Origin of the sequence: Bifidobacterium saimiriisciurei (assembly GCF_010667655.1) — a bacterium.
Taxonomy (GTDB): domain Bacteria; phylum Actinomycetota; class Actinomycetes; order Actinomycetales; family Bifidobacteriaceae; genus Galliscardovia; species Galliscardovia saimiriisciurei.
The window spans coordinates 12,853-25,968 of the sequence record NZ_WHZU01000012.1 but is presented as its reverse complement, the minus strand read 5'-3'; the positions used below and the strand labels follow the sequence as shown (position 1 = coordinate 25,968).

At 64.9% G+C, this 13,116-nt stretch carries 5 protein-coding genes; all 5 read left to right on the top strand.

All coding sequences use genetic code 11. The annotated features are described in order from the left end of the window. Window positions 1-262: 262 nt before the first annotated feature. Window positions 263-4,312, top strand: a complete 4,050-nt coding sequence (locus GFD18_RS07800; protein WP_163200524.1) for a SpaA isopeptide-forming pilin-related protein — start codon at window positions 263-265, stop codon at window positions 4,310-4,312. 183 nt (window positions 4,313-4,495) lie between these two features. Further along, a complete protein-coding gene (locus GFD18_RS07795; RefSeq protein ID WP_163200525.1) occupies window positions 4,496-6,115 on the top strand; it encodes a SpaH/EbpB family LPXTG-anchored major pilin in 1,620 nt (539 codons plus the stop codon). A 189-nt stretch (window positions 6,116-6,304) separates the two neighbouring features. Further along, window positions 6,305-6,829 carry a transposase gene (locus GFD18_RS07790; protein WP_163200526.1) on the top strand — a complete coding sequence of 175 codons (525 nt, stop codon included), beginning with the start codon at window positions 6,305-6,307 and terminating at the stop codon, window positions 6,827-6,829. A gap of 133 nt (window positions 6,830-6,962) precedes the next feature. After that, complete coding sequence (locus GFD18_RS07785) at window positions 6,963-9,902, top strand: ExeM/NucH family extracellular endonuclease (RefSeq protein WP_163200527.1); 2,940 nt, start codon at window positions 6,963-6,965, stop codon at window positions 9,900-9,902. Window positions 9,903-10,146: 244 nt separating this feature from the next. Next, window positions 10,147-13,029: a 5'-nucleotidase C-terminal domain-containing protein gene (locus tag GFD18_RS07780; protein ID WP_225432982.1), complete on the top strand. Its 2,883-nt coding sequence runs from the start codon at window positions 10,147-10,149 to the stop codon at window positions 13,027-13,029. Window positions 13,030-13,116 lie beyond the last annotated feature (87 nt).

Genomic DNA, 13,116 nt, shown 5'->3' with positions numbered 1-13,116 from the left:
GCAATGGGGGGTGGTGGGAGAATTTCATATGTCGGGGGACGTCAATGTTATGTAAGACAATACGGACTTCGTGGAATGAGATTTCCTCCCGACAATCGGGTGGGGTGGGTATACTTGGTCTTTGTGCGAGGGGATTTCGCGGTCCGTGGGTATCAATGCCGACGAAGTCATACTCGCAGTAGGTTTTTGAGGTTTTCGCAGAGAGAAGACGGAAGAGGTCGGTATGAAGTTTCCGAAGAGTACATCCTCTCGGGGGGAGGGTATGCGTTTCTGGCGTTCGCTGAAGCCCAAAAGCTCGTGGCGTTCGCTGGTCGCCTCGACGGTAGCCGTCTGCACGCTGGGTTCCATGGCGATCACCGGCGTGGCCGCGGCGAGTACGTACGCATCCGAATCGCAGCAGACGGTGTCCGGGCAGGCGACGGGCCGTCAGACGGCGGACGCCCAGCAGGGCGCGACGTCGTCGGCCACCGATGATGCCACGAATTCCACGAAGTCCGACGCCTCCGCGACTCCTACGGAAGCCGCGACGCCGTCCGACACGAAGACCGGCGACTCCGCCAAGACGGATGACAAGGCCGCCGCGAAGCCGGACGATACGAAGTCAGCCGACACGACGACGAACGATGCCGGGAATTCCGACGCAGCCGGCACCAAGGCGTCGTCCAAGGAGTCCAAGTCGTCCAAGGAATCCAAGGACACCGAGGTTGCGGCCGCCGACGATGCCGAGCATTCCGACTCCGAACTGGTCGACTGCAAGGCATACACGGGCGACGACTTCAATCCCAACACGGAATTCAACTCGAAGCCGAACTGCAAGCGCCCGACGACCGGCGTGGACAACAGCATCTTCGATGACTACATCGAGACCGACGACGTGCGCAACCCGGCCGGCACCACCACGAACCTGTTCGACTACTGGTGGTATTCGGAGAACGCCGCAGATGCGCAGTACTACCCGCGCATGTACTGGAAGACCGGCATCAACAAGGGCCACCAGCTCCAGTTCAACCGCGATGCGGCCGGCTGGTCGAAGGCCGATTGGGACAAGACCAATCCGGACTACAGCGGCGACATGGACATGTACAAGAAGTACAACTCCACCAGGAACAAGGCCCCTCTGGCGAACGGTCACTACCTTTCCGGCATGGTCTACAACACACTGGACGACGGCTTCCCGAAGCTCAAGGCCGGCGCGACCACCACGGGCCTTCTGCGCGACGAGTCGCTGGCGTACCTGTTCAACACGTCGGCGCAGAACGGCAAGCGCTCGTACACGAACGTGAAGGGCCTGTTCCAGCTGCAGGACGGCTACTACACGTACGACAGCCAGAAGAACTTCGCCTCCTACGACAAGTCCTCGAACTCGTTCCGCCTGTACAAGGGCAAGGCCGTGAACACGAGCTCCAACACCGCCCCCGGCCAGTTCTTCCCGTTCAATACGGCCGCCGACGTGTTCAAGACGTCCAAAGGCAGGCCGGTGACGGACTCCTCCGGCAACCTGGTGATGAACGACAGCGTCAAGTCGGCCGGTCCCGCGCTCAACCACTACATGGGCCTGAGCATGAACAGCCGATTCGTGCAGAAGAACGACGGACGCACCGTCGACGGCACCAACAAGGACGTCACCTACGAATTCTCCGGCGACGACGACGTCTGGGTGTACATCGACGACGTGCTCGTGGGCGACCTCGGCGGAGTCCACGACCGTTCCTCGCTGAACATCAACTTCCACGACGGCACGGTAACCCGCGCCACCCTGAACAAGAACAACCAGGTGGTGGGCTCCACCGAGACCACGACGCTCAAGAAGCTGTACGCCGCCGCGGGCAAGACGGGCAACGCCGCCAACTGGCGCGGCGACACCTTCGCCGACGACACGTACCACACGCTGAAGTTCTTCTACATGGAGCGTGGCCACCTCGATTCCGACATGGCCCTGAAGTTCAACCTCGTCACCGCTCCGGAGAGCAACATCGTCAAGGTGGACCAGGCCGGCAAGGCCGTGCCGGGCGCCGAATTCACCCTGTACACCACCGACGCCTCGTATCGCGACACGAGGGCCACCGTCGCCTCGGGCAAGACCGACGAGAACGGTGATCTGGACCTCGTCGACCAGACCACCGGCGCCCCGATCTTCATGGACGAGGTCGTCAAGGACTACGGCACCGACCACTTCATCCTCCGGGAGACGAAGGTTCCGGACGGCTACCGGCAGTCGGGCGACATGCATCTCAAATACGAGAAGAACAAATCCACCGGCGCCGGAACGAGCATCGACACCGGCGTGCTCGTCAGCGATCCGAGCACATCCAGTGCGGACGGCAACGCATGGGACACCGGCTCCCTGGCCATGGCCCAGGTGCAGGTGTCCGCTCCCGACGCGGAGAACATGTACTACACCGAGAATGGCACCAGTCATTCGCTTGACGAAGACGATCTCAAGAACGGCACGCTGTTCGCCGTGGTGTTCCAGAAGGACAACGACGGCAAGTGGCGCGGCATCTACGGCAACCAGATCGATGGCTGGAACGTCACCGATTCGGAGAACCAGGGCGGCGAGGCGGACATGCCCGCCGTGATGCAGGCGTTCAGGAAGAGCCCGCACACGTTCAGCATGTCGTCCAGCGGATCCTACGACGTGCTGCTCAGCGACCTGCCGGGCGACATCCGCGACTACTACTACTGGAGCGGCGACGGCGACGCCGCCAAGTATTCCGTGGGCTTCTACTGGTCCTCGGCCGGTGACTCCAAGAGCGTCACCGCCGAGAACACGCATCTGCTGGCCGACGAGGGCAAGGCGTCGTTCACCCGCACCTTCGCCGTGAAGCTCTACGTGACGAACATCCGCAACGCCGTCTCCGTGCAGAAGACCGACGAGAAGGGCAACCCGCTCAACGGCGCCGGGTTCGCGCTGTACAAGGCCACCGGCAACGCCGACTGCGACGCCACGTCCGCCGAGACGGTGCAGCGGACCTGCGGCCAGCCGGTCGACACGCTGACCACGGCCGACCACAGGTCGACAAGCACCAACGGAGCCGGCCTCGTGGTGCCGAGATTCAACGGCAACGGCACGTTCCCGAACCACGACGGCGTGATGCTGAGCAACGACTCCACCTACTACATCGTGGAAACGAAACAGCCGAAGGGCTACCAGCTCAACACCAGGCCCGTGAAGGTCGTCATCAACGACTACGGCGTGTTCGCCGACGCCGGCCAGAAGGACGACGGCGTGACCGTGGTCCGCGGCGTGGGCAACCTCGTGAAGACCATGGCGACCTACGGCGCCTCCGGCTCCGTGGACGGCACGCTCACCTGGCTGAAGCTGAAGGCCGGCCTGTACTCCAGCGCGGAGGACGAGAACTCCTCGATTGCGTTCGGCGGCACCACCGGCAAGAGCGTGAAGACAGCGAAGGTGGTGAACGGCAAGGTCGTGGACAATGCCGAGGCCGACGCCGACACCACGATTCGCGTGAAGTACGGCAGCTCGCCCAACACCGTGCTCCAGTACGAGCCGCGCACCGACGGCGGCAACCTCGTGTACGTGACCGACACCGATTACCTCATGCCGACCACCACGCAGGATGATGCCGAAGGCAAGCCCGGCGTCGGCCGCGTCGATCTGGGCGAGAAGCGTCTCAATGCCCTCGTCACCGGTTCCGTGATGGCCCGCATCGCCGACCAGCCGAACAAGACGGTCGCGAAGTTCGAGTTCCGCAAGGCCATCAAGGGCCGCGATTGGAAGAGCGCCGCCGATGGCGACAGCTTCACCATCAAGGCCTCGCAGGATGCGAACGTCCCCGCCCCGAAGAACGCCGCCGTGACCGTCGACAAGACGACCGGCGACGGGCTCGAAGGCTCCGACTCGTACCGGCACGTGACCTCCGACTTCGGCGACATCACATACACGACCACCGACCTCGAGGGCGCCGAATCCAGGACGTTCACCTACACGCTGTGCGAGCTGACCGGCGACGCCGCCAGCGACTGCGTGAACGGCCGGCACTACAACGCCACGAACAAGCTCTTCTATGACTCCAGCCAGTACAAGGCCAAGGTGACCGTGACGCTGCAGGACGACGGCTCGCTGAAGGCCGCCGTGGCATACACGGCCGCCGACGGCACCGCACTGGCCGGCGACGATGTGCCGCCGATGTTCGTGAACACGAACGCCGAGACCGCAGCGCTGCCGTTCACCGGTGGCACCACCGCCATGAACTGGCTGCTGCTTGGCGCGGCGCTCGCAGTGATGGGCCTGCTGTCCGGCGGCATCTACCGCGAGTGGAGGCGACGCCACCAGACCATCAGCCTCTAAGGGGGTTGAACGCCCTTCGGGGGGTTAAGGCTCCTAGAATAAAAGGGTGGGTGCGTGAGCGGTCACAGCCGCTCGTCATAACCAAACAGGATTTGCGGATCGGGGAAGGCTCCTGAACGGGCCGGAGCCCTCCGCGATTGCAGAACAGCAACAACCAAACAGGAAGACAGAAAGGGAGAACTCATGAAGATGAGGAAGCTCTTCGCAGGAATCGCCGCTGCAGCCACGCTGCTCGGCGGTCTTGCCCTCGGCGGCGCCACCGCGAACGCGGTCGACGCCGACGCCAACACCGGCGTGGTGACCAGCAACGCCACGTTCAAGTTCACGGTGGAGAACGCCGCCCAGTGGAGCAACCGCTCGCTGAGCTACTACAAGCTCGCCGACTACGTGCAGTACGACGCCAACACCGCCGATGCCACCGCCTCCGCCTATGGCGTGCAGACGGTGAACGGCCACAGTGCCGCCATCGAGGCCGCGCTGAAGACCGCCGGCATCACCGTTCCGACCGGCGTCGATCCAATGGCCTACGCCATGGGCCTCGAAACCGGCGGCCTCAACCAGTCCGCCGCCAAGCCGTGGAACGAGGGCACCACCCGCAAGTTCGCCGACGCGCTGAAGAACGCCCTGGCCGCCACCGACCTGACCGAGGCCACGCTGACCGATGACGCCGACAACACCAAGACCGTCAGCCTGCCGGCCGGCGTGTACCTGTTCCTCGACACCGCCGCCTCCTCGACGGACAACGATGCCAAGGTCCTGACCGCGCAGTCCGCCGCCATGGTCGTCTCCTCCGGCACGCTCGACAAGACCAACAAGGTCATCACCGACCCGACGACCGCCGCCGAGGTGAACCTCAAGAACCACATCACCACCGTGGCCAAGACCGCCGATGACAAGGACAACACCGTCTCCACCGGCCAGACCGTGCACTATACCGTCACCACCCAGCTGCCCATCACCACCGGTTTCGCCGACTACACCTTCAAGATCGTCGATACGCCCGGCGCCGGCCAGGACGTGAACAAGGACGTCAAGGTCACCGTCGACGGCACCGAGGTCACCGAAGGCACCGACTACGACCTGACCTACGACGACACGACCGATGCCGCCAAGTTCACCGCCGATGGCGCCAAGTCCTTCACCATCGACTTCGCCAAGCTGCTCGCCAACGCCGAATACAACACCAAGCCCTACTACGGCAAGACCGTCGTCGTGACCTACTCCGCCAAGGTGACTGCCGACACCGACCCCGTCACCAACGACGTCTCGGTGAACAACAACGGCACCGAGGTCAAGGACCACACCAACCTCACCCTCGGCAAGTTCGACTTCGTCAAGACCGACGCCCAGGGCAACGCCCTCGACGGCGCCAGGTTCAAGATCGAAGCCGCCGATGACGATGACACCGACGACGTCGTGCCCGTGACCCCGACCAACGCCGAGGCCGAAGCCGACGCGAACGGCAAGGTGGAGTTCAAGGGCCTCGCCGACGGCCGCTACCTCGTCACCGAAACCCAGGCTCCGAAAGGCTTCGCCAACTTCATGGCCAAGTTCTACGTGACCATCTCCGGCGGAGAGGCCACGGACTTCGAGGGCGCCGACGCCTGGGGCCTCGCCCCGAGCCTGAGCGGCAAGACCGACGATGACACCTACGCCGTGAAGAACGTGCGCAACATCACCGAGCTGCCGAAGACCGGTGCCGCCGGCATCGCCCTGTTCGCAGCCCTCGGCGTGCTGCTCGCCGGCGCCGCGGCCGCCGTGTTCGCCAAGTCCCGCAAGGCCAGCCGCATGCTGAACGCCTGATCGCATGATTCCGCAGCCGGCCTGATCGGCCGCGAATCATGAATCATCAGTGGCCGGGAGTCCGATGGATTCCTGGCCACTGGCGTCTGTGCGCTGCCTTCGTGCCGTGCCATTAGCGCCATCCCATCGATGGCGCCTCATCCCATCCGTGTAATCCCGCCTATATTTTCCATGCAAAGGAGCGTCGCCATGGCCAACAAGGAAATCGATTCGGAGATGAAATCCTATCTGGAATCGCTGCCCGCGGTCGAATCGGTGATGAGCGACAGAATCTACTACAGCGACACGTTCAAGCGCTACGTAGTGCAGCGGTACGCCGCCGGCGACTCGCCTACGCGCATCTTCCGGGAAGCGGGCCTCGGCCCCTCGATCATACGCAAGCGCATCGAACGCTGCATCGCCCGCTGGCACGACCGCGCTGCCGAACTCGGCGTCGACATCAGTGCGAACGCCGAACCCGTCGCCAAGCCGTCCGACTTCGCCGCCATCTCCCCGGTGGAGGCCGATCTTTCGGCCGAAAACACCGACGACGGCCGTCACCTCGCCGAAATCGAAATGCTGATGAGGCAGCAGGTGCTCCTGCTCGAAAAGATTCGCCGCAGCCTGCGTTCGGTGGAGCATCGTCTCAACACCCTCGAAGCCCATGGCTGCAACGATGCCCGTCGCGACATCGGTGCCGCCGTCGGCACCGATGTTTCCAATCCTGTCGTCTGACTACGTAATCGACTTTCGCTGTTCATCCAAAGGCGTTGCGTGATTCATCTTCCCTCCGCGTTCCGTTGCCGTTGCGACGATAGCGTGGATTCGTATGGCGGATATCCGTCTACGGAATCAATAGGGGAAGAACATGGACCGATTCATCAAACGTATTCAGGGAGGGCTGCTGGCGGCGTCGATGCTGCTCGCCGTGGCGGTCATCCCCGTGCAGACGGCGGCCGCCGATGAGGGCGGCTCGCAGCCGTCCGCCGGCGCGTCGTCGTACGCCGGCGTCGTCATCAACGAGGCGTATCTTTCGGGCGGCAGCAAGGGCGCCGCATACAAGAACAAGTTCGTCGAACTGTACAACACGACCGACAAGGACATCGATTTGACCGGTTCGTCGCTGCAGTACCGTTCGTCGGCGGGCACGGGCGCGGCGAACTCCAGCGCCGACCTCGCCGGCACCATCAAATCCAAGGGATACTACCTCGTCAAGGCTGGGTCGAACGGCGACAACGGCGCCGATCTGCCGGCGGCCGACGTCGACGCTACCGGCCTGAACGCCAGCGGCACCAAGGGCACGCTGCTGTTCGCCGCCACCACCGACAAGCTCAGCCCCGCGACCGGCGACACCACGGCGAACGCGCAGATCGTCGACGCGCTCGGATACGGCGCGACGAACACGTTCGAGAAGGCCGCGGCCACGGCGCCGACGTCCAACACCGACGTCAAGTCGCTTGACCGCACGAACGGCGTCGACACGAACGACAACAGCAAGGACTTCACGCTCAGCGCCACGATCACGCCGGGCAAGGCCAACGTCACCGATGGCGGCTCGCAGCCGAACCCCGACCCCGGCACCCAGCCCTCTGAAGACAAGACCATCGCCGAAATCCAGGGCGATGGTGACACCAGCCCGTATGTCGACAAGACCGTGACCACCAAGGGCGTGGTCACCGCCACCTACCCGGACGGCGGCTTCAACGGCTACACCATCCAGACGCCGGCGACCGGCGGCGACGTGAACCTCGCCACGCACAAGGCGTCCGACGGGCTGTTCGTCTACGACGGCACGAACACGAGGAACCTCAAGGCCGGCGACTACGTGGAGGTGAGCGGCAAGGTCAGCGAATACTACGGCCTGACCGAGCTCAACGCCACGAAGGCCACCAAGCTCAATGACAAGGTCGCCGACCCCACGCCGGCGAAGGTCGCGTTCCCGGCCAACGACACCCAGCGTGAGAGCCTCGAAAGCATGCTCGTGGCCCCGCAGGGCGACTACACCGTCTCCGACGTGTACAACACGAACAAGTACGGCGAGGTCGGACTGGCCGCCGCCAAGACGCCGTTCCTCAACCCGACCGTCAAGGGACTCAAGGGCGACGCCAAGACCGGCGCCGCATACCAGGCCGAAGTCGACCGTCTGGAATCCGAAAGCGTCACTCTCGACGACGGCTCCAGCCGCAACTTCCTCGACACGAAGTACCCGGACAACGCCAATACGCCGCTGCCGTACCTGAGCAACGACCGGCCCGTGCGCGTGGGCGAAAAGGTGACGTTCGACAAGCCGGTCGTGTTCGACTACCGCAACAACTCGTGGCGTTTCCAGCCGACTACGCGCCTGACCGGCGACAACGCGAAGGACGTGCAGCCGGTGACGTTCTCGAACACCCGCACCGACACCCCGGACCTCAAGACCGTCGGCGGTGACGTGAAGCTCGGCACGTTCAACGTGCTCAACTACTTCTCCACCACGGCCGACGAGACCGGCTGCTCCACGAAGAACGCCTACGTGGACCGCGCCGGCAACCCCGTGACCGCGAAGAACTGCGACGTGCGCGGCGCCTGGGACAAGACGAACATGGAACGTCAGCGCGCGAAGATCGTCAAGGCCATCAACAAGCTCGGCGCGGACGTCGTCTCGCTTGAGGAGATCGAGAACTCCGCCAAGGCCGCCAGCGTGGTGCCGGACTCGTTCAAGGGCAACCGCCGCGACTACGCGCTCTCCACGCTGGTCGACGCGCTGAACGCCGAGGCCGGCGCCGGCACGTGGGCCTACGTGCCCAGCCCGAAGACACTGCCCGCCCTCGACACCGAGGACGTGATCCGCACCGCGTTCATCTACAAGCCCGCCAAGGTCGCGACCGTGGGCGAGACGCACATCCTCACCGACTCCGACGCCTTCAACGGCAAGAACGGCTACGAACACGGCCGCCAGCCCGACGCGCAGGCGTTCAAGGCCGCGGGCGCCGCGGACTCGAACGCGTTCCTCGTCGTGGCCAACCACTTCAAGTCGAAGGGCTCGGCCAGCAACGAGCAGAACCAGGACCCGGGCGACGGTTCCGGCAACGCCGACTACACGCGTCAGGCCCAGGCCGACGCGCTGCTCAAGTTCACCGATTCGGTCAGGTCCGAGCTCGGTCTTGAGAAGGTGTTCCTCGTGGGCGACTTCAACGCCTACTACGCCGAGAAGCCCATCCAGAAGATCGTGGGCGCCGGATACACCGACCTGAGCGAACAGGTGAGCGAGAAGACCGGCAAGTACACGTACGCCTACACCGTCACCGACGACAAGGGCAACACGAACGGAGGCGTCGGCTCGCTCGACCACATCTTCGCCAACGCGGCCGCGCTCAAGGACGTCACCGGCGCCGACATCTGGAACATCAACTCCGTGGAATCCGTGGCCCTGGAGTACTCGCGCTACAACTACAACGCGAAGAACCTGTATGTCGCCGACCAGTTCCGCGCCTCCGACCACGATCCGGTCGTCGTCGGCCTCAAGACCGAGGCCTCGCAGCAGCCCGGAGGCAACGGCGGCGAACAGCCCAGCGGACAGCAGCCGAACAAGCCGAACAAGCCCGGTCAGGGCAGTGTTTCCGGCAATGGCAACGGCAACGCCGGTTCCAACGCCGGCACGAACGCGAACGCCGGCGCCAACGGACAGTCCGGTGCCAACGGCCCGGCCGCATCGAGCGGCGCGCTGTCGAAGACCGGCGCGGCGATCGGCGGCATCGTGCTCGCCGTGGTTGTCATCCTCGGCATCGGATTCGCATCCATGCGTATGGCTCATCGTCGCCGTCACTGATGTACGACGGCTGCGCTGAACGCAACAACGTATGCCGTCGCCGACAAGCGGCGGCATACGTGATGGAAGCCGACTGCGACTACGTAGTCGGCTTCTGTTGTTCATATGGTGTTGCCCCGTCCGTTGCCTTCCCGCCGTATCGCGTTGTCGTAGCGGTCCTAGCGTGAATCATGTCTATGTGTACGTTCGCGTGGGTTATTCGATTCATGGCGGGACTACAGACAGGGGAAGAACAATGAGGATTATGAAACGTTTGCAGGGAGGGCTGCTGGCGACCGCGATGCTGTTCGCCGCAGTGGTCGTCCCCGCGCAGGCCGCGTCGGCCGCCGAGGCCAAGCCGGCCGCGGACGGCGACACCGCCACCATCAATCTGCTGAACGTCAACGATTTCCACGGCCGCATCGACACCGGCCTGACCGTGCCGTTCGCGTCGACCGTGCAGCAGCTCAAGGCCGAATACCCGGATTCGTCGCTGTTCCTCGGCGCCGGCGACCTCATCGGCGCCTCGCTGTTCAACTCGTCGGTCCAGAAGGACCAGCCGACCATCGACGTGCTCAACGCCCTGGACCTTAAGGCCTCGTCGGTCGGCAACCACGAGTTCGACCAGGGTTACGACGACCTCGCCAACCGCGTGATCGGCGCCGACGGCGCACGCAACGCCAAGTGGGACTACCTCGGCGCCAACGTATACAAGAAGGGCACCACGACCCCGGCACTCAAGGAATACAGCATCCAGGACGTCGACGGTGTGAAGGTCGGCGTGATCGGCGCCGTGACGCAGGAGACCCCGACGCTCGTCTCTCCCGGCGGCGTGAAGGACCTTGACTTCGGCGACCCGGTCGAGGCCGTGAACCGCGTGGCCGAGCAGCTCACCGACGGCGACGAATCCAACGGCGAGGCCGACGTGCTCGTGGCCGAATACCACGAAGGAGCCCCCGAGTCCGAGAACGTCGAGACCGGCAAGCCCACGATCGACGAGCAGAAGACCGCAAGCCCCGTGTTCAAGCACATCGTCGACGACACCGACCCGTCCGTCGACGCCATCTTCAACGGCCACACGCACATGGCCTACTCCTACACCGACACCGCGCACAACAACCGTCCGGTCATCCAGACCGGCAACTACGCCGCGAACGTCGGCCAGGTCGTGCTCGACTACCACAAGCAGAGCGGTGCCGTGAGCTACGAGAAGTTCGGCAACGTGGCCGCCCCGAGCGTGCCGAGCGGCACGAGCAAGGCCGACTTCGACCAGCAGCTCGCCGACGCCGACAAGACCGGCGTGACCGCCAAGGTCAAGGGCATCGTGGATGCCGCCGTGGCCAAGGGCACCGAGGAAGGCAACAAGAAGGTCGGCTCCGTGGACGCCGACATCACCACCGCCTTCGCCGACGGCAAGCGTGACGACCGCGGCTCCGAGTCCACGCTCGGCAATCTCGTGGCCGACTCCCTGCTCGACTCGCTCTCCTCCGCCGACCGCGGCGGCGCCCAGATCGGCGTCGTCAACCCCGGCGGACTGCGCGCCGAACTGTGCAAGACCGGCGACAACGCCTCCTGCGCGCTCGCCGCCGACGGGTCCGTGACCTACGCCCAGGCCAACGCCGTACTGCCGTTCCTCAACAACCTGTGGACCACCACGCTTACCGGCGCCCAGTTCAAGGAGGCCCTCGAGCAGCAGTGGCAGACCACGACCGACGGCACCACGCCCTCGCGCCCGTACCTGCAGCTCGGCCTCTCCCACAACGTCTCCTACACCTACGATCCGAACGCCAAACAGGGTGAGCACATCACGTCCGTGACCATCAACGGCAAGCCGCTCGACCCGAAGGCCGAATACCGCATCGGCTCGTTCTCGTTCCTCCTGCAGGGCGGCGACAACTTCCGCGCCTTCGCCCAGGGCACGAACACCAAGGACACGGGCCTCGTCGACCGTGACGCCTGGATCGACTACATCTCCAAGAACTCGCCGCTCAAGCCCCGCTACGACCGCCGCGCCGTGGCCGTCACCGGACTGCCGACCGACGGCAAGGTGAAGGCCGGCGAATCCTTCACGCTGAACTTCTCCAAGCTCACGCTCACCTCGCTGGGCGTGCCCGCCGAGACCAAGCTCACCGCGAAGATCGGCGACGCCGAGGTCGGTTCCGCCGACGTCAAGGACGGCGACACCGCAGCCCTGACCGTGACCGTGCCCGCCGACGCCCAGGCCGGCGCCGCCACCCTCATCGTCACCGGTGCCACCGACGGAACCACCGTGACCCTGCCGCTCACCGTGGCCGCAGCCGACCAGCCGCAGCCGACCGAGCCGGCCATCGCGCTCGCAGACAAGGACGGCAACGCCCTGAAGTCCCTCACCCTGAAGCCGAACGACGAGAAGGCCGTGCGCGCCTACGTCAAGGGCGAGAACGTCGACGGCACGCCGGTCTACTGGAAGTCCTCCGACCCCAGCGTCGTGAGCTTCAAGCCGAAGGCCGGCGACCAGTCCGCGCAGAACGGCAAGAGCCGTGCCGCCTCCGTCGGCTACGACGAGCAGACCCTGCTCGCCCACAAGGACGGCAACGTGGTCATCGCCGTTACCGCCACCGTCGACGGCAAGGAGCTGAAGGCCGAACTGCCGGTCGCCGTCCGTGACGGCAAGGTGGTCAAGCCCGCGCTCTACTTCACCGACACCAACGGCAAGAAGATCACGTCGCTCAAGCTCAAGAAGGGCGCGTCCCAGAAGCTGTGGGCCGTGGCCGAAGGCAAGAGCGTCGAGGGCAAGCCGGTGTACTGGAAGTCCTCCGACCCGCAGACCGTGAGCTTCGCCCCGAAGTCCGCGCAGAACAAGCCGAAGAGCGCCGCCGCCAACGCCGTGGCGTTCAACGAGCAGACCCTGCTCGCCCACAAGGACGGCAAGGCCACGATCACCATCACCGCCACCATCGACGGCAAGGCCCTCAAGGCCGAACTGCCGGTGACGGTCGGCGAGACCGCGGCCGCTCCGGTTTCGACCCCGGCGTCGGCATCCGCCTCTCCGTCCGGCAACGGACTGGCCAGGACCGGTTCCGACCCGACGATGCTGATCGTCGTCGCGCTGATCGTCCTCGGCGTGGCCGGCGGAGCCATCCACATCTCCCGCCTGCGGAGGTACTGATATCCGATGCCCCGGCGTCCATCGCCGGGGCTGGACAGGAAAACCAACAAGCTGGGCCGGTGCCGCCATCCTGTGCGGCACCGGCCC